We start from the raw sequence: 18,402 nt of genomic DNA on the forward strand, positions 1-18,402 counted from the left end.
CTGACCGCGCTGAGCCATCTGCTGCTGGTCGTCTTGTGCGGCTGGCTGGCAGCGCAATGCGTGGTGCAACTCTGGCATGGCCATGCGCCGACGGCCGTGGCACCAGCGCTTCTGGCACCTGCGCCGCAATTGCTCGGCGCGCACTGGCACCGCGAGGCGGTGAATACCGGCGAGCTGCCGCTGACCCGTCTGCCCATCGAATACATCGGCAGCCTCAAGGCGCGTGACCTGGCGGCCACGGTGGTGGTGCTGCGCTACGAACAACGCCAGCGCACCCTGAGCCGCGGCCAGCGCCTGGCCCCCGGCATCGTCCTGCAGGACATCGACGAGCGCGGCCTGATCTTCGATAACCATGGCCAGCGCGAGCGCCTGCCGTGGCCGGCACAACGTCCACCTTTCGGCATCCGGCAACAGGGATAAGCATGATTTACGACCGCTGCAAGCCACCATTGCGTCTCGCCCTTTTGCTCTGTGCCCTGGGTCTGGGCCTGGGCACCGTGCAGGCCGAAGAGGACCCGGTGTACGAGGTCAACTTCGTCGACACCGAATTGTCCGAGTTCATCGACAGCGTTTCGCGCATCACCAACACCACCTTCATCATCGACCCGCGGGTCAAGGGCAAGGTGACGGTGCGCAGCATCGAGATGCTCGGCAGCGACGAGATCTACGCCATCTTCCTGTCGCAACTGCGCGCCCAGGGCTTTGCCGCCGTGGACCTGCCCAACGGCAGCGTGAAGATCGTGCCCGACGAAGCCGCGCGGCTGGAGCCGGTGCCGGTGGAATCGGGCCGCAGCACCCGTCAGTACAAGACCGGCCAGGCCAATGACGGCATGGCCACCCGGGTGTTCAACGTGCGCAATGCGGCCAGCGAGCAGATGCTCAATATCCTCAAGCCGTTGATTGATCCGCGTGTCGGCGTCATTACCCCGTACCCGTCGGCCAACCTGCTGGTGATCACTGACTGGCGCAGCAACCTGGACCGCATCGACACCTTGCTCGGGCAACTTGATCAAGTCAGCCAGGAGCCGCTGGAAGTCATGCCGCTCAAGAACGCCAGCGCCAACGACACCGCGCTGCTGGTCACCCGCCTGCTGGCCCGCGAACAGGGCGCCGACAGCGCGCAAGTGGTCGCCGACCCGCGCAGCAACGCCCTGCTGGTGCGTGGCAGCACCGACAGTCGCCAGCGCGTGCGCGCCTTGCTCAGCCAGCTCGACAAACCGCGCGATGCCTTGCACAGCAGCAACACCGTGGTCATGTACCTGCGCCATGCCAACGCCGCCGAGGTGGTCAAGGTGCTGCGTGGCCTGGGCCAGGAACAGGCCGCCATGCCCGAAAGCACCGCGCCCGAGGGCGAGAAGCCGCCAATGGTCAGCACCAGTGGCGTGCGCATGGAGTATGAAGAGGGCACCAACGCGGTGGTGATGGTCGGACCCGACAGCGAGCTGGCGGCCTACCGCAGCATCGTCGAGCAACTGGACATTCGCCGCGCCCAGGTGGTGGTCGAGGCGATCATTGCCGAAGTGTCCGACACCCGCGTGCAGGAGCTGGGCGTGCAGTGGCTGTTCCAGCACGACAGCCTGGGCGGCGGTGCCTTCAACTTTCCCGGCAACAATGCCGCCAGCGTCGCCGCCGTCGGTGCCCTGGCGCAGAACGGCGACAACGGCGCGCTGGCTGAATTGCTGGCCGGCGTGCAGGGCGCCACGGCCGGGATTGGCAACCTCAGCGGCGGCGGCCTGAATTTCCTGGCGCTGATCAATGCGCTCAAGGGCCAGAGCGGCTTCAACCTGTTGTCGACCCCGACCCTGCTGACCCTGGACAACGCCGAGGCCTCGATCCTGGTCGGCCAGGAAGTGCCGTTCGTGACCGGCTCCGTGACCCAGAACAACGCCAACCCGTACCAGACCATTGAGCGCAAGGAGGTCGGTGTGAAGCTGCGCATCAAGCCGCAGATCAACATCGACAACACGGTGCGCATGGACATCGTCCAGGAAGTCTCATCGATTGCTGACAGCGCCTCGGCCAGCGATGTGATCACCAACAAGCGCGAGATCAAGACCAAGGTCATGGTCGCCGACAACGGCCTGGTGGTGCTGGGCGGGTTGATCGGCGACGAGAGCACCGACAGCGATCAGCGCGTGCCGTTTCTCGGTGACATTCCCGGGGTCGGCCGGCTGTTTCGCTCCAGCGCCACGCAGCGGGTCAAGCAGAACCTGATGGTGTTCATCCGTCCGCGCATCGTGCGTGACGACCAGACCCTGGCCCAGTTGAGCAGCGAGAAGTACCGCAACCTCAAGACCAGCACCAACCTGGCTTTGCCCGAGCAGGCCGCCGGCGACACCTTGTTGCAGCTGTTTCCGTCGAGCCGCGAGCGGCTGGGGGCGGTGGCCTGGTGAGTGGCTTGCTGCCCTATCGCCTGGCACGCCAGGCCGGTGTCGCACGAGTGCCGGCCGAGCCGGGCTGGCAGTTGTGGCTGCGCGCCGGGGCCGACACCGACATCATTCAGGAAGTGCTGCGCGTGCATGGCCGGCCCACAGCGGTCGAGCACCTGAGCGTGGCGGACTATGACCAGCGCCTGGGCACGCTGTACCAGGCCGGCGAGTCGGCCACCGCGGCGCTGATCGAAGGCATCGGCGAGCGGGTTGACCTCGACAGCCTGATGAGCGAGCTGCCCCGGATCGAAGACCTGCTGGAAAACGACAACGACGCCCCGGTGATCCGCTTGATCAACGGCCTGTTCGGCGAGGCGCTGCGGGTGCAGGCCTCGGACATTCATGTCGAGACCTTCGAAGCCAGCCTGGTGATCCGCCTGCGCGTCGACGGTCATTTGCGTGAAGTGCTGCGTCCGCCGCGGGCGCTGTCGGCGATGCTGGTGTCGCGCATCAAGGTCATGGCGCGCCTGGACATTGCCGAGAAGCGCCAGCCCCAGGACGGCCGGATCACCTTGCGTGCCGGTGGCCGTGAGGTGGACATCCGGGTGTCGACCCTGCCCGGCATTCATGGCGAGCGGGTGGTGATGCGTGTGCTCGACAAGCAAGCCAGCCTGTTGAACCTGGCCAACCTCGGCATGCCCGAGGCGGTGCAGCGCGGCCTGCGTGCCTGCCTGGCGCGGCCTAACGGCATCGTGCTCAGCACCGGGCCGACCGGCTCGGGCAAGACTACTACCTTGTATGCCAGCCTCAACAGCCTCAACGATGGCTCGTGCAACATTCTGACCGTCGAAGACCCGGTGGAATACGCGATCACCGGCATCGGCCAGACCGCGATCAATCCCAAGGCCGGCCTGACCTTTGCCAGTGGCCTGCGCGCCATCCTGCGCCAGGACCCGGATGTGATCATGCTCGGCGAGATCCGCGACCGCGAGACCGCGCAGATTGCGGTGCAAGCCAGCCTGACCGGGCACCTGGTGCTGTCGACCCTGCACACCAACAGCGCCGTGGGCGCCGTCACGCGCTTGCGCGACATGGGGGTTGAACCGTTTCTGATCGCCTCCAGCCTCAAGGGCGTGCTGGCCCAGCGGCTGGTGCGCCGCCTGTGTGCATGCGCAGTGCCGCAACCCTTGCAAGCTGCCGAGCGGGCGCTGTGGCCGGAGTTGGGCGAACTGAGCGAAAGCTTTCACCCGCAAGGCTGCGAACGCTGCCACGGCAGTGGCTACGAGGGGCGCATCGGCCTGTATGAATTCATCGAGCTGGACGACGGGCTGATCCGCCTGCTCTACGACGGCGCCAGCGAAGTGGTGATGCATGACTACCTCAAGGACAAACGCCAGAGCCTGGCGGACATGGCCTGCGATTGCCTGCGACGCGGCGAGACCAGCCTGGCCGAAGTGCTGCGTGCGGTGCGGGGCTGATTGATGCCGACCTACGCTTATCACGCCCTGGACCAGGCCGGGCGCAGCCGCAAGGCCAGCCTGCAGGCCGAGAACGAACGCCATGCCCGGCAACTGCTGCGCGAGCAGGGCTTGTTTGCCCGCAGCCTGCAAGTGCAGGACACCACCACGCGGTTACCGCGCAACCAGCGCCTTAACCATAGTCAGTTGTGCGAACTGACCCGGCAACTGGCGACCCTGGCCAGCGCCGGTATTCCTCTGGTCGACGCCCTGGCAACGCTGGAGCGGCAACTGGCGCAGCCGGCAATCCGCAACCTGCTGGTGGCAGTGCGTGGCACGCTGGGTGAGGGCCATAGTCTGGCGCAGAGTCTGCGTCGCCAGGGCGGGCTGTTCGATGATCTGTATTGCGCGCTGGTCGAGGCCGGTGAGCGTTCCGGCAAGCTGGCGCCGGTGCTGGAGCGCCTTGCCGATCACCTTGAACAGGTGCAGCGTCAGCGGCACAAAGCCCGTACCGCGATGATCTACCCGGCAGTGCTGATGCTGGTGTCGCTGGTCGTGGTGATCGGCCTGATGACCTTTGTAGTGCCAAAACTGACCGAGCAGTTCAGCCACAGCGGGCAAACCCTGCCGCTGGTCACCCGGGTGTTGATCGGCCTCAGCGACGGACTATTGCTGGTCGGGCCCTGGTTACTGGCGCTAGTGGTGCTGGGTGGCATGGGCGCCGGCGTGCTGCTGCGCAAGGCGCATTGGCGCCTGCGCCGCGACCGCGCCTTGCTGGGCTGGCCGAAAGTCGGTGCCTTGCTGAGCGTGCTGGAAAGCGCCCGGCTGGCGCGCAGCCTGGCGATCCTGGCCGGCAGCGGCGTGCCCTTGCTCGAAGCCCTGCAGGTGGCCACCGCCACGGTCGGCAACCGCGAGGTGCACCGCGCCCTGCAGACCGTGCGCGAGCAGGTCGAGGGCGGCGTCAGCCTGCACCGTGCCCTGAGCGGTGCCGGGCACTTTCCGCCGTTGCTGTTGAACATGGTGGCCAGTGGCGAGGCCAGCGGCACCTTGCCCGACATGCTCGAGCGGGTGGCTGATAACCAGGAGCGTGGCTTCACCCGTCAGGTGGACACGCTCATGGCCCTGTTCGAACCCCTGATGATTCTGGTGATGGGCGCGGTGGTGTTGTTCATCGTGCTCGCGGTGCTGCTGCCGATCATGCAGCTCAACCAGGGTCTGTCTTTCTGATATGGAGAAGCGATCTATGCCTCGTTTGCGCAACCAGCGCGGTTTTACCCTGATGGAAATCATGGTGGTGATTTTCATCATCGGCCTGCTGATCGCGGTGGTCGCGCCCAGCGTGCTCGGCAATCAGGACAAGGCCATGCGCCAGAAGGTGCTGGCCGACCTGTCGACGCTGGAGCAGGCGCTGGACATGTACCGCCTGGACAACCTGCGCTACCCGACCACCGAGCAGGGCCTGGGCGCGCTGGTCAAGGCACCGACGGCCGAGCCGCTGGCCCGGGCCTGGCGCGCCGATGGCTACATTCGCCGGCTGCCGGACGATCCGTGGGGCAACGCCTATCGCTACCGCGCGCCGGGTGAGCACGGGCGCATCGACATCTATTCGCTGGGTGCCGATGGCATCGACGGCGGCGAGGGCACCGACAGCGATATCGGTAACTGGAGCCTGTGAGGTGAACCGCGCGCGCGGCTTTACGCTGCTTGAACTGCTGGTGGTGATGCTGATCATCGGCCTGTTCAGTGGCTTGAGCGTGGCCTGGCTCAACGGCGCGCCGGCGCCGGCCGTGCAGGCGCTGGAACAACTGGCCGCGCAGGCGCAACACCAGGCCGCCCTGGCCCGGCACAGCGGGCAACCGATGGGGCTGCGCTGGACCGGCAAGCAGCCGGAGTTCGTGCGTTTCGAGCAGCAGCGTTGGGTGGCCCAGCCGTGGCGCGCCGAATCCTGGCCGACCCAGCTGTCAGCCAGTTGGCCGGCCAGCCAGATGCCACAGGTGGTCTTTACCGCCCATGGCGTGGCGAGTGCGGCAAGCCTGGAATGGCAATGGGCCGAAGGCCGCCAGCGCTGGCAATGGTTGGTCAATGATCGTCTGGTGCGGATTGATGGGCCATGAAGCGCCAGCGTGGGTTCACCTTGCTGGAAGTCATGGTCGCGCTGGGCATCGCCGCGATGATGACGGTGATGATCAGCCAGTTATTGCGTCAGCGTATCGCGGTGCACCAGGCGGTGCAGCAGCACCGGCTTGGCAGCTTGTGCGCGCGCGAGCTGGAGGCGCGCTTCGGCGTCGAGCAGTACTGGCCAGCGGCCAAGCAGGTGCGGGGCGAACTGCGCCAGGGGGTGAACACTTGCCATTGGCGCCTGGACCTGGCCATGACCCGTGGGGTCAAGGATCTGCGCCGTGGCGAGCTGGCGCTGTTTGCCGCCCGTGACGAGCGTGAGCCGCTGGGGCATTTCACCGTGTTTCTGGTGCGTCCGCAGTGAGGCCTCAACGCGGCCTGACCCTGATCGAGCTCCTGGTGGCACTGGCCCTGACGGCGGTGCTCGGGGTGTTGCTGGCGGCCTTGGTCAACGGCTGGGTCAAGGTACGCGAACAGCTGAACGAGCAGGACGATCAACCCCGGGTGCTGGAATTCTGCCTGGCGCTGGAGCGGCGGTTCGACAGCCTGGTGCTGCGCCAGTTGTATGAGCAGCGCCTGCCGTTGCCGCAGCGCTGGCTCGACTGGCAACCCGCGACACCGCAATTGGCCTGGGTGGCCCTGAGCGCCTGGCCGCAGGCGGGCGGCACATCCAGGCTGGAGCGTCAGCGCTTGACGTTCGATGCCCGTGAACGACGCCTGAGCCTGCAAACGTCCGCCGATGTGTATGCGGTCGGCGCGCCGAACTGGCAGCGCCGCGAACAACTGGAGGAAGTCAGCCAGGTGCAGTTCGGTTTCTATCAGGGCAATCGCTGGCTGGCGTTTCCCTCCACCGTCGCCAGCCTGCCGACCCGCGGGGTGCGGCTGGAATTCAACTACCACGGAGCCCCTTATGTGTGCACCTTCAATCTGCCCGACACCCGACCATGAGCCGGGGGCACGCGATGTCTGAGCGTTGGTCCCTGCGCCGGCGCGACACCCGTGGCTGGCTGCTGGTACGCCCGGGCCTTGCGCCTGATCGGCCCTGGCAGTGGCGACGCTGGCCGGGTGAGGAGGCGGGCGACTGGCCGCCGCCGGCCGGTCATGCGCAGCGCGATCGGGTGGCACTGGTGCTGCCGGCCGCCCGGTGCAGCCACTTTCTGGTGGCCGCACCGCCGGGCCTCAAGCGTCATGAATGGCCCCTGTTGCTGGACGATCAGTTGCAACAGCCCAGCGAGCAGGTTCAGGTGTTTGCCTTGGCGCGCGTGGCCGGGCACTTGCAGTTGCTGGTGGTCGAGCATGCCAGGGTCCAGGGCTGGCTGGCCGATGCGCAGGCACTGGGTATCGAGCCCGAGGTGGTGTGGGCGCAGATGCAACTGATGCCACCGGCCGAAGCCGGCGAGGTGCTGGCCTGGCATTGTGGTGAAGAAACCTGCCTGGTGCGTGGCGATGCCGAGGGCCGGCAGCAGTGGCTGGTCTGGCCGACGGCACTGGGCGATGTGCCCGAGGACTGGCGAACCGACGCCGAGGCCTTCAGCGGTGTGTGGCCACAGCGTTGGGCGGCACTGGAGCGTTTGCCGAATCTGCTCGAACCTCGTCGCACCCGGATACGGCCTGGCGGCTGGCTCACGCCCTTGCAGCGCCGGCTGACGGGGTGCGCTGCGCTGTTGGGGCTGTGCTGGGCCACGTTGGCACTGGTGCAGTTCGTCAATCAGGTGCCGGTCTGGAAGGCACAGGTCCAGGCGCTGGCGGGGCCGGTGTCGACGGTGCAGCAGGCCACGCGCAGCCTGGCGCGGATGCAGGCTGAACAGGCTGACTGGCGCGTGCGCCAGGAACAACTGGTGGTGCTGGAGCAGGGCCTGGACCGCTGGTTGGGTGCGCAACAGGACTGGGGCGTCGCGGGCAGTCATTTCGATGGGCGTACCTGGCGCCTGGTGCTGGGCGGTCATGCGGGCAGCCAGGTCGCGCCGCCACCCGCTTCGAACTGGCAGGATCTGGCGCAGACCGCCGGCGCAACGGCCAGTGCCGAGCCGAGCGAGAACGGCGCGCAACTTACCGTACGTTTTGACCTGGGGGCGGTGCCATGAATGCATTGTTCGTGCGTTTTTCCCATGGCTATGCGGCCTTGCCCGCGTCGCGTCGTTACCTGTTGCTGGGCGGCTGGGTGGTGGTCCTGACCCTGATCCTGGTGCTGATCGGCCGGCCGTTGATCGACTATGGCAAGGACCTGCGCCAATGGCAGCGTCTGGCCGCGCAGGCCCAGGTGCTCAAGCCGGCCGGCGAGTTCGACAACGCCCGCTGGCAGGCACTGGCCGGTGCCCATGGTGTGACCCTGACCGGCGTCGAGCCACGCGGCGATGTCTGGCAATTGCAGGGTGAAGTGGCCCGGGCCGACAGCCTGGCGCACCTGATGCGCAGCATTGAAGAGCAGGGCGCCCGGCCCTTGCGCTGGAGCCTGGAGCGCCGTGGTGCAGGCCTGGTGTTCAATCTGGATGTCAGCCGCCACGGAGGGCAACCTTGAGCCGTCGGCTATGGCTGGCCGGGGGGCTGGTCTTCGGTCTGACCTTGCTGCTCAACTTGCCGGCGGCCTGGGCCTTGCGGCTGATCGACTGGCCACCCGGCTGGCAGCCCGCGCAGGTCAGCGGCTCGGTGTGGAACGGCCACGCGCAGCAGGCCGGTGCATTGGGGCCGCTGGCCTGGCAACTGCGCCCGTGGCGCGCACGGCTGGAGACGGGGTTGGCGCAGCAGCACTGGACGCTGACGGTCAGTGGCTGGCCTTGGCATTGGCAGGCGCAATTGCTACCGGGCGCCGCAGTGGCGGGGGTGAACAGCCCTTATCTGATCGGCGGGCAGTGGCAAGGCCGGTTACAAATTGACGGGCGCGGTGCGCGTTGTGTCGGTGCCTCGGGTCAGGTGCAAGGGCATGACGTCGGCCTGCTGACGCCCTGGACCCTGGCCGTGGGCGAGGTGCGCTTGAATGTGGAATGTCAGCAAGGGCTGCAAGGGCTGGCTGACGTGCAGCGCGAAGGCGAACACCATCTGCAGGCCCGGCTCGAGACCGACGGTGGCGGTATTCGGGTGAGCGGGCAGGTCACGCCGCAGGCGGCACTGACACCTTTACTGGTGCAGGCCGGACTGCTCAAGGCCGGCGATGAGCGCTTTGAAAAAGTGTTTGGCGCCGTCAGGCGCTGAATCGGCCAGCAAGACCCATACACCTGCTGCGCCTGTCCCATAGCCATCGCCGGCAAGCCCCCGCCCACAAGAGCCCCCTCCAGCAGGCATCGGCCGCTTCTTCTTGCCTGACCGACATTGACCCTGCGCATTGCCGTCTGACAAAAGGCAGGGCTTATGCCTGAAACAGCCTCCTCATGTCTGAAAACGACACGCTAAAAAAACCTGTAGACACATTGTCTAACGTAAATTTATAGTCGTTATACAGATTGTAGACATAGCTGGTTGTTCTCGGGGTCGAGTCATCCGGAGTTATTCGGGAAATGCTCTGCCAGCCCTCGGGGTTCGGGCAGGCAAGTGTCCGCGACAGGGTCCGATCGTGCATTGGCCAGGCAAGTCGAACAATAAAACTCAGGTTCCTGAAATGACGAAAATCACCCATTTGCCCGCCGACGATGCTTCCTGTGGCTGGTATCACCTCAGTCGAGCCCGGCAGCCAAAGCCTGCTCATTACGGCAAGAGTGCCGCCCGCTGGGTGGTGGTCGGGGCCGGGTTTACCGGCCTGGCGGCGGCGCGGCAACTGGCGCTCAATTTCCCTGATGACGAGATCGTGCTGGTCGAGGCGCAGGAAGTGGGGTTCGGCACCTCCGGGCGCAACGCAGGCTTTGCCATCGACCTGCCGCACGACATCGGCGCCGAGGACTACATCGGCGACCTGGCCACCGCCAACATCAACATGAAGCTCAACCTCGCTGGCCAGTCGCTGCTGCGCGAAGTGGTCGAGCGTCACGGCATCGACTGCCAGATGAAGGCGTGCGGCAAGTACCAAGCCGCCATCGAGGATCGCGGCATTGCGATTCTCGACGCCTACCGGCGCGGGCTGGACAAGCTGGGCCAGCCTTATCAGGTGATCGAAGCGGCCGAGATTCCCGAGCACATCGGCACGCATTTCTACCGCAAGGCACTGTTCACGCCGGGCACGGTGCTGGTCCAGCCTTCGGCGCTGGTCAAGGGCCTGGCCGACACGCTGCCGGCCAATGTCACGCTGTACGAGCACACGCCGATCACCCGCGTCGACTATGGCGACAAGGTCGTGCTGGGCCATGCCAACGGCACCATCACCGCCGACAAACTGGTGCTGACCAACAATGCCTTCGGTATGAGCTTCGGCTTTCTCAAGGGCAAGATGCTGCCGGTGTTCACCTACGCCAGCCTTACCCGGCCACTCACTGACCAAGAGCAGCAGCGCCTGGGCGGCAAACCGTACTGGGGCGTGATTCCGGCCGACACGTTCGGCACCACGGTGCGCCGCACGCCAGACAACCGCCTGCTGATTCGCAACAGCTTCAGCTTCAATCCGGACGGGCGCAGCAACCCCAAGTACCTGGAGCGCTTCGTGAGCCGCCATCGCGCATCGTTTGCGGCCCGCTTTCCGATGTTGCCGCAGGTCGATTTTCAATACACCTGGGGCGGTGCGCTGGCGTTGTCGCGCAACCACGCGGGGCATTTCGGCGAGCTGGCGCCGAATGTCTATGGCGCGCTGTGCTGCAACGGGCTGGGCATTACCCGCGGCACCGTGACCGGCACGCTGCTGGCCAACTGGCTGGCCGGCCAGCGCAATGAATTGACCGATTTCCTGCTGGGCTCTGCAGGCCCCAACGGCAACCCGCCCGAGCCGTTCCTGTCCATGGGCGTGAACATCAACCTGATGTGGGGACAGCACCGGGCCGGCCGGGAAAGCTGAGGGGTCGCAAGGCACTGGTTACAGGTTTGAGAGGCTTCGGGATTGAACATGAGTTTGGCCCTGCGGGCGTGCTCGGCCCGATTTTCTGAAGACTGGAGATAATAATGACAACGCTCTCTACCTCGATCGAAGATGTACCGCTCAATGGCTTTCACAAGCTGTTGACCGTGCGCAGCGGCGGTGGCTCGTTTGTCGATGGCTATGTGCTGAGCATCATTGGCGTGTGCATGGTGCAAATGACCGCGGCGCTGGGCCTGAGCAGTTTCTGGCAAGGCATGATTGCGGCGTCGGCCCTGATCGGGATTTTCTTTGGCGGCTTCCTGGGCGGCTGGCTGACCGACCGGTTCGGGCGCCAGCGCATTTTCTTTGTCGGTCCGCTCCTGTTCATGCTGTGTTCGGTCGCTCAGTTCTGGGTCGAGTCGGGCGAAGTACTGTTCCTGCTGCGGTTCATGATCGGCATTGCCGTGGGCATTGAATACCCGGTGGCCACCTCGCTGCTGGTGGAGTTCCTGCCGAAAAAATACCGTGGCCCACGCCTGGCAACCCTGACCATCTTGTGGTTTGCCGGGGCGGCCACCGCCTACCTGGCGGGTGATTTCATTCTGCGTCATGGCGGCGAGGATGCCTGGCGCCTGGTGCTGGCCAGCGCGGCGGTCATTGGCGCGGCCCTGTTCCTGATTCGCCTGGGGACCCCGGAGTCGCCGCGCTGGTTGCTCGGCAAAGGCCGGGCCGGCGAAGCAGAGCGCGTCATCAAGGCGGTCTACGGCCCTGGGTTTTCGTTGCAGAACCTGCCCGAACAGCCCGAGGAGAAAAAGCTTTCGGTACTCAGCCTGCTGCACTCGGGCTACGGCAAGCGCATGTTGTTCGTCACCATGTTCTGGAGCTGCTCGGTGATCCCGGTGTTTGCCGTGTACGCCTTCGCGCCCAAGGTGCTGGCGGCGCTGAACCTTGAAGGTGACTGGGCTTCGTTCGGCTCGGTGGCGATCACATTCCTGTTCGTGGTGGGCTGTGTGGTCGCCACCAATCTGATCAATACCATGGGCCGGCGCAGCATGCTGATCAACAGCTTCCTGTTTTCGGGCCTGGCGCTGCTGGGGCTGGCGACCTTTCACGATGGATCCGAAATCCTGGTGCTGGCCCTGTTCGGTGCCTACGCGCTGTTCATTGGCGGCGCACAAGTGCTGCAGCTGGTTTACCCCAATGAGCTGTTCCCGACCGACATTCGCGCGTGCGCCGTCGGTGTCGGCACCTCGTTGTCGCGCATCGGTGCGGCCATCGGCACCTGGCTGGTGCCGATGTCGCTGGACAGCTTCGGCATTGGCACAACCCTGTACGCCGCCGCCGTCGTGACTCTGGTCGGGCTGGTGTTTGCCGTGGCGCTGGCCCCGGAAACCCGCTCGCTGAACCTGCAACAGGCTGCATCCCTGACGTGACGAAAAACAGCCACGTCGTTTGAGCGTGGCTTCCATTTTATTGTTCTGCTGCTCCACTGGAGGTCACCCTGTGAAATTCGAAGGCATCTATACCCCGGCCATCACCCCCCTCAAGGCAGACGGCGCGATCGACGCACCGGCGTTTACCCAGGTCCTTGAATACCTGATCGAGCAGAAGGTGCACGGCATCATCATCGGCGGCTCGACCGGCGAGTACTACGCGCACACCGCTCAAGAGCGCTTCGACCTGGCCGCCCAGGCCCGCGATGTGATCAACGGCCGCCTGCCGCTGATCATCGGCACCGGCGCCATCCGCACTGAAGACGCGGTGGCGTTTGCCGAGCATGCCAAGTCGATCAAGGCTGACGCGCTGCTGGTGGGTACGCCGCCCTACGCGCTGCCGACCCAGCAGGAAATCGCCCTTCACGTCAAAGCCGTGGACCGCGCGGCCGGCTTGCCGATCATGCTCTACAACTACCCGGGCCGCATGGGCGTGGCCATGGGCGACGAGTTCTTCGATGCCGTGGCCGACGTGCAGAACATCGTGGCCATCAAGGAAAGCACAGGCGACATGAACCGCCTGCACCGCATGGCCGTGACGTACCCGAACGTCGCGCTGTCGTGTGGCTGGGATGACCAGGCGCTGGAGTTTTTCGCCTGGGGCGCGCAGAGCTGGGTGTGTGCCGGCTCCAACTTCATCCCGCGCGAGCACGTGGCACTGTATGAAGCCTGCGTGATCGAGAAAGACTTCGCCAAGGGCCGCCGCATCATGGCCGAGATGATGCCGCTGATGGACTTCCTGGAAACCGGCAAGTTTGTCCAGACCATCAAGTACGGCAGCGAGCTGAGCGGCCTGTACACCGGTGGCGTGCGTGCGCCGCTGCAGGGCCTGACCGACGAAGAGAAACAGACCTTCAGAGAGGTCATTACCGTGCTCAAGCGCAATATCGCGCAAATCACCGGAGGTGCATGAACATGGCCGAGCTCTTGAGTAAAGAACAGTACGCCGCGATTGCCGCTGGCCTGACGTTCCCGACCCAGTCGTTCATCGATGGCGGGTTCCGCGATGCGTTGTCGGGCAAGACATTCCCGACCACCAACCCGGCCACCGGCGAACTGCTGGCCAATATCGCCGCCGGTGCCAGTGAAGACGTCGACCTGGCCGTGGCTGCAGCCAAGCGTGCCTTTGACGATGGCCGCTGGAGCAAGCTGTCGCCCGGTCAGCGCAAGCACATCCTGCTGGCGTTCGCCCAGTTGCTCGAAGACAACGCTCATGAGCTGGCGGTGCTGGAAAGCCTGGACAGCGGCAAGCCGATCCAGGAATGCCAGAACGTCGATGTGCCGGAAACCATCCACACCCTGCGCTGGCACGCCGAGTTGATCGACAAGATCTACGACGCCACGGCCCCGACCGGTTCGGCCGCCGTGAGCATGGTGGTGCGCGAGGCCATCGGTGTGGTCGGCCTGGTGCTGCCGTGGAACTTCCCGCTCTTGATGCTGGCCTGGAAAATCGGCCCGTCGCTGGCCGCCGGTTGCTCGATCGTGGTCAAGCCGGCCAAGGAAACCACCCTGACCGCCCTGCGTGTCGCCGAGCTGGCGCATCAGGCCGGTGTTCCGGCCGGGGTGTTCAACATTGTTACCGGCGGTGGCCGCGAGGTGGGTGAGCCGATCGGCCGTCACCCCGATATCGCCGGCGTAAGTTTCACCGGCTCCACCGACACGGGGCGTCTGTTTCTCAAGTACGCGGCCGAGTCGAACCTCAAGCGCATCGTGCTGGAACTGGGCGGCAAGAACCCGGCCGTGGTCATGAACGACGTCGAGGACATCGACGAAGTGGCCCAGTACCTGGTGGCTGGTGCGTTCTGGAACATGGGTGAGAACTGCTCGGCGTCTTCGCGCCTGATCGTGCACGCCGATGTCAAGGACGCACTGCTGGCGCGCATCAAGGTGCATGTACGCGATTGGCAACTGGGCGACCCGCTGGACCCGGCCAACCGTTTGGGCGCGATGGTCAGCAAGTCTCACTTCGAGAAGGTTCGTTCGTACCTGGAGTATGCCGTCGAGCAGCAGCTCAATGTCGTCGAGGGTGGCAAGACCCATGATGGCGTGTTCATCGAGCCGACCATCGTCGATAACGTGGCGCCGGGCAGTCGTCTGTTCGTCGAAGAGATCTTCGGCCCGGTGCTGAGCGTCACCACCTTCACTACGCTTGATGAGGCCATCGCCCTGGCCAACGACACCGTCTACGGTTTGGCGGCTTCGGCCTATACCAGCAGCCTGCGCAATGCGCTGCGTCTGTCTCGCGAGATTCGTGCCGGGATCGTGACCGTGAACTGCTTCGGTGAAGGCGATGCCTCGACGCCATTCGGTGGCTATGGAGAGTCGGGTTTTGGCGGTCGTGACAAGTCCATCTGGGCGCATGATCAATACACGGAAATCAAGACCATCTGGATCAATGCCAATTGATGTAATCGCGGCGGTCAGTTGACCTGAAAGCGATCACCGGCACCACGCTGTCGGTGATCGTGGCCGTGTCCTCGCACCGGTAATCACCGGTTGCCCCCTCTGAAATTCGAACATCTCCCCGTGTCTCAACCCATGCTCCGGAGTGATCCTTGTTCCGGGGCATGTTTTCGTCCGCTTGATCGTCACTCCCGTAAGCGTCAGGTGGCTGGCTGTTCAGGCGGTATGCCTGACCCGGACAGGGCAAAGGCATGACAGGGGAAAATGGCCCTTGGGTTCGGGACATGAATGCCTGCGTTTCTCTGTAGTGTTTTCCTACAAGTTATGAGGAAACGGCTGATAGCCTTTTCCTGCACAAAATATCGATCATACGCGCTGTTCACAACCGGTCATCAAGTCCTGCAGTCCGCCTCGATCGTGCTCCTATAAACATCCTCCTGTCTTGCTTGCCGAGTGCGGCAGGCGTGCGGATATCCGGCGTTACAGGCGTTCATTCCCCCAACTGGCTGGGCCTTATCATGTTGTTATCAAATTTCCCCGGTATCGCCCGATGGCGTGACCTGGTCATCAATCTTGTCGCCAAGGACATCAAGGTCCGCTACATGGGCGCCACCCTGGGTTTCATCTGGTCACTGGGCAACCCGCTGGCCGTGACCCTGACGTATTACCTGGTCTTTACTTATATTCTGCCCAGTACCCAGGACCGTTTTGCCCTGCACCTGGTGACGGGCCTGGTGCACTGGATGTTACTGGCCCAATTGCTTTCGCAAAGTGGTGAATGGCTGATCCATAACGGCAATCTGATCCGCAAGCTGCGCTTTCCGCGTCTGTTGTTGCCGCTTTCGGGGGGCTTGACCATCCTCGTGTTCTGGAGTGGCGTCATGGTGGTGTACGTGGCGCTGTTCTCGCTGTTGGGCGGTGTCGTGACCCCGGCCCTGTGGTTCTATCCGCTGGTGCTGGTGTCGTTCATGGCCTTTCTAATGGGGGCCGGCCTGGCCATCAGCGTCATGCAGGTCACGATGCGCGACATCAAGCACCTGATCGACGTACTGGTGCCGTTGATGTTCTGGATGACGCCCATTGTCTGGGTCACCTCTTCGTTGCCAGCCGAGATTGCACGGGTGGTCGCGCTCAATCCGGTGGCGCCGTATTTCAACAGCTTCAAGGCCATCCTTCATGAGGGCGTCGCCCCGCCCGCCAGTGATCTGCTGCTGTGCGTGGCACTGGGCGCGGTGTCGCTGGTGATCGGGCTTCTGGTATTCAGAAACGTTGACAGTCGGGTCGAATACTTATGAGCAGCATTGTCATCGAGGCACAAAACCTTACCAAGCACTTCACCCTGCGCCATAACCGGGGCGGTTTGAAACAACGGTTCCTGGGACTGTTCCAGTCTCGGCATCGCGAGCAGGTCGAGACATTCACGGCCTTGAACGACGTGTCGCTGACCTTGCGCAAGGGTGAGTCGCTGGCCCTGGTCGGGCATAACGGGTCGGGCAAAAGTACCTTGCTGCAGTTGCTGTCCGGCATTCTCGTGCCCAGCAGCGGCATGCTCAAGACCTGTGGCCGCGTCGCACCCTTGATCGAACTGGGTGTGGGTTTTCATCCCGACTTGACTGGTGAAGAAAATATCTACCTTAACGCCAGCCTGTTTGGCCTGAGCAATCGACAGACACGCGCGCGCTTCAATGACATCGCCGACTTTTCCGGGTTGGGGAGCTTTATCGATCAGCCGGTCAAGCATTACTCGTCGGGCATGTACATGCGTCTGGGGTTTTCCGTTGCCGTTCATGTCGAGCCACAGATCCTGTTGGCCGATGAAGTCCTGGCCGTGGGTGATGAGGCTTTCAGGAACAAATGTCGCCAGCGTATCCGTGACATGCAGGACGAAGGAATGGCGCTGATCCTGGTGACTCATTCAAGCGACGAAGGCCGGCAGTTCTGCCAGCGCTACCTGACCCTCGAGCAGGGGCGGGTCATCGATCAAGGCTCTTTTTAAAGGCGTTCATCGACCTGCATGGTCAACATCTCGTCCACTCTCAATGAACGGGTGTTGCGTAGGGGCCGAATCTGCACATGTCGCATCGAGCCTGCACGGCACCACCCGCTGAAAGCCCAGAATCAGCCTCAAGCATTCGACACAGGGAACATGCGATGAAACAAGCACAGCTCAAGGATATGGTTAAAGGTTGGTTCATTGGTGATTTTGAGCCTGCTGCATTCAATACGCCGGCTTGCGAGGTCGGGATCAAGCATTACAAGGCAGGCGATGAAAAGGCCGCTTACTATCACAGAGTCGCCACTGAAATAACGGTACTGCTCTCGGGTAGCGTCAGCATGCGTGGCCACATCTGGAGTGCTGGCGATATCGTCGTCCTTGAACCCGGTGACATCACCGCCTTTAAGGCGCTGTCCGATGCCGTTATTGTGGTTGTGAAAGTGCCGGGTGTTCTCGATGATAAATACGTTATCTGACTCATGAAAACGATTCTTCTGCAGCCTCATCCGCGGCTTGGTTATGTAGCGCCGGACAGGCTGCGCACTCTTTCGCCTGAGCTGTCCTTGATGCGTGAGTGCCCCCGAATGCGTGCCCATGCCGGGTCACCTGTCTGACCTGCTGCAGTTCGGTGCCCGTGAAGCCATGCGTGATTTCTGGCAGCAGCCGTTGATCGAATCTGGCGACTTGTTGAATTAAAGGCCCTGTCGCAATTCCTTTGGCAGCTTTACGGTCTATTCACCTGCGCGCCGGGTGCTGGAGCAGGCCATTCTGCTGAGGGCCATGCACAAGAAAGGCATAAAGGTGCACCTCGGCAATCCTTCTCAGGTAATCATGAACCATCTGAAACTCTGCGACAGGGTCTTGTCGGGCGTAGGCACAGGCGCATGTCTGCGGGTTCTCAAGCGTCGTTGGCCGAGTTTTTCAGTGTGGTCAGCCTGATGATGGAGGCCTCTATCAGCGCGTGAGCCGTATCCAACTGATGCGCCACCAGGCGACCCGATGGACGTGGTCCGGTTGTGGAGTAAGGATTGGCCACTTTATAGGCATTGATGGCTGCCCGGTTAAGGTGCCTGGAGGCCTTTATCAATGCCTCCCTGAAGTTCAGGCCTGGGCTGACCATGATCTCGTCTGGATCAAAAAGGTTACTCAGGCGGGGCGTGTCTTGGGGCGGCAGGATCATGCTGTGTCCTCTTTGTCGGGATCAAGGCCGTTTGCACCGTCGGCCAGAGGGGGCGATGTCTGGTTTTATCAGGCGCTGCGCCGGTGAAAAACCTTAGTCATGCTTGAGGGGCGCCACAAGCAAGCGCTACGGAATCAGACGCTTCCTACAACGTGACAAGTAATCGGTAGAGGCTGCGTGAGCGCATCCTATATAAAGAACAGCCTGCTTCTGAAGAAAGTTTGGGATGGGGGTTGACGGAGGTTTTGAATACTGTATTATTCGCCTCCCGCTGACGAGAGATCTGAAGCGCAAGTGGTTGAAGTTGAAAGAGAAAATCTGAAAACTTCCGAAAATAATCACTTGACATGTTACGCAGGCGCTGTAGAATGCGCGCCTCGGTTGAAGCGAACAGCTCAACCAACCGCTCTTTAACAATTGAATCAAGCAATTCGTGTGGGTGCTTGCGGTGTCAGACTGAGAGTCAACTGATTA

Annotated in this window: 20 protein-coding genes; 19 read left to right on the forward strand and 1 reads right to left on the reverse strand. The window is 63.4% G+C overall.

Translation table 11 applies throughout. The features are described from left to right. The 19 genes from DGA31_RS24645 (at position 1) to DGA31_RS24735 (ending at position 17,444) form a co-directional block, all read left to right on the forward strand. Positions 1-420, forward strand: coding sequence for a hypothetical protein (locus DGA31_RS24645; RefSeq protein WP_056836313.1), 420 nt, complete (start codon positions 1-3; stop codon positions 418-420). A 2-nt stretch (positions 421-422) separates the two neighbouring features. Next, a complete protein-coding gene (gene gspD / locus DGA31_RS24650) occupies positions 423-2,393 on the forward strand; it encodes a type II secretion system secretin GspD (RefSeq protein ID WP_109514285.1) in 1,971 nt (656 codons plus the stop codon). Positions 2,394-2,398: 5 nt separating this feature from the next. Then, a complete protein-coding gene (locus DGA31_RS24655; protein ID WP_109514286.1) occupies positions 2,399-3,847 on the forward strand; it encodes a GspE/PulE family protein in 1,449 nt (482 codons plus the stop codon). 3 nt (positions 3,848-3,850) lie between these two features. After that, the gene (gene gspF / locus DGA31_RS24660; protein WP_056836110.1) at positions 3,851-5,053 is read left to right on the forward strand and encodes a type II secretion system inner membrane protein GspF; all 1,203 of its coding nucleotides are present in this window, start codon (positions 3,851-3,853) and stop codon (positions 5,051-5,053) included. A gap of 16 nt (positions 5,054-5,069) precedes the next feature. Beyond that, entirely contained in the window at positions 5,070-5,501 is a 432-nt protein-coding gene (gene gspG, locus DGA31_RS24665) for a type II secretion system major pseudopilin GspG (protein WP_056836109.1), read from the forward strand. A 1-nt stretch (position 5,502) separates the two neighbouring features. Continuing rightward, positions 5,503-5,940 carry a type II secretion system minor pseudopilin GspH gene (gene gspH, locus DGA31_RS24670; protein WP_109514287.1) on the forward strand — a complete coding sequence of 146 codons (438 nt, stop codon included), beginning with the start codon at positions 5,503-5,505 and terminating at the stop codon, positions 5,938-5,940. After that, positions 5,937-6,308 carry a type II secretion system protein gene (locus DGA31_RS24675; RefSeq protein WP_109514288.1) on the forward strand — a complete coding sequence of 124 codons (372 nt, stop codon included), beginning with the start codon at positions 5,937-5,939 and terminating at the stop codon, positions 6,306-6,308. Before gspH ends, DGA31_RS24675 begins: the two co-directional genes overlap by 4 nt. Further along, the gene (locus DGA31_RS24680; protein WP_109514289.1) at positions 6,305-6,892 is read left to right on the forward strand and encodes a PulJ/GspJ family protein; all 588 of its coding nucleotides are present in this window, start codon (positions 6,305-6,307) and stop codon (positions 6,890-6,892) included. The genes DGA31_RS24675 and DGA31_RS24680 overlap by 4 nt, the downstream gene beginning before the upstream one ends. 14 nt (positions 6,893-6,906) lie before the next feature. Next, positions 6,907-8,028 (forward strand): type II secretion system protein GspL, encoded by a 1,122-nt coding sequence (locus DGA31_RS30520; RefSeq protein ID WP_109514290.1) that lies wholly within the window; start codon positions 6,907-6,909, stop codon positions 8,026-8,028. After that, positions 8,025-8,462, forward strand: coding sequence for a type II secretion system protein GspM (gene gspM, locus DGA31_RS24690; protein WP_056836100.1), 438 nt, complete (start codon positions 8,025-8,027; stop codon positions 8,460-8,462). The genes DGA31_RS30520 and gspM overlap by 4 nt, the downstream gene beginning before the upstream one ends. Then, the gene (gene gspN, locus DGA31_RS24695; protein ID WP_109514291.1) at positions 8,459-9,133 is read left to right on the forward strand and encodes a type II secretion system protein N; all 675 of its coding nucleotides are present in this window, start codon (positions 8,459-8,461) and stop codon (positions 9,131-9,133) included. The genes gspM and gspN overlap by 4 nt, the downstream gene beginning before the upstream one ends. A 403-nt stretch (positions 9,134-9,536) precedes the next feature. Beyond that, a complete protein-coding gene (locus DGA31_RS24700; protein WP_109514292.1) occupies positions 9,537-10,856 on the forward strand; it encodes an NAD(P)/FAD-dependent oxidoreductase in 1,320 nt (439 codons plus the stop codon). 104 nt (positions 10,857-10,960) lie between these two features. Further along, positions 10,961-12,289, forward strand: a complete 1,329-nt coding sequence (locus DGA31_RS24705; protein ID WP_056836093.1) for an MFS transporter — start codon at positions 10,961-10,963, stop codon at positions 12,287-12,289. A gap of 70 nt (positions 12,290-12,359) precedes the next feature. Further along, positions 12,360-13,262, forward strand: coding sequence for a dihydrodipicolinate synthase family protein (locus DGA31_RS24710; protein WP_109514293.1), 903 nt, complete (start codon positions 12,360-12,362; stop codon positions 13,260-13,262). Between the two features lie 2 nt (positions 13,263-13,264). Further along, positions 13,265-14,755 carry an aldehyde dehydrogenase gene (locus DGA31_RS24715; protein WP_109514300.1) on the forward strand — a complete coding sequence of 497 codons (1,491 nt, stop codon included), beginning with the start codon at positions 13,265-13,267 and terminating at the stop codon, positions 14,753-14,755. A gap of 515 nt (positions 14,756-15,270) precedes the next feature. Further along, entirely contained in the window at positions 15,271-16,047 is a 777-nt protein-coding gene (locus tag DGA31_RS24720; RefSeq protein ID WP_109514294.1) for an ABC transporter permease, read from the forward strand. Further along, a complete protein-coding gene (locus tag DGA31_RS24725; RefSeq protein WP_109514295.1) occupies positions 16,044-16,748 on the forward strand; it encodes an ABC transporter ATP-binding protein in 705 nt (234 codons plus the stop codon). The genes DGA31_RS24720 and DGA31_RS24725 overlap by 4 nt, the downstream gene beginning before the upstream one ends. Positions 16,749-16,903: 155 nt before the next feature. Beyond that, entirely contained in the window at positions 16,904-17,224 is a 321-nt protein-coding gene (locus DGA31_RS24730; RefSeq protein WP_109514296.1) for a hypothetical protein, read from the forward strand. Positions 17,225-17,318: 94 nt separating this feature from the next. Next, complete coding sequence (locus tag DGA31_RS24735) at positions 17,319-17,444, forward strand: WavE lipopolysaccharide synthesis family protein (RefSeq protein ID WP_152035079.1); 126 nt, start codon at positions 17,319-17,321, stop codon at positions 17,442-17,444. A 202-nt stretch (positions 17,445-17,646) separates the two neighbouring features. Here the strand turns inward: DGA31_RS24735 and DGA31_RS24740 are convergent, their stop codons facing one another. Beyond that, positions 17,647-17,928, reverse strand: a complete 282-nt coding sequence (locus tag DGA31_RS24740; RefSeq protein WP_109514298.1) for a hypothetical protein — start codon at positions 17,926-17,928, stop codon at positions 17,647-17,649. Positions 17,929-18,402: the final 474 nt, after the last annotated feature.

The sequence above is a fragment of the Pseudomonas ovata genome (genome assembly GCF_003131185.1).
GTDB classification, from domain to species: Bacteria; Pseudomonadota; Gammaproteobacteria; order Pseudomonadales; family Pseudomonadaceae; genus Aquipseudomonas; species Aquipseudomonas ovata.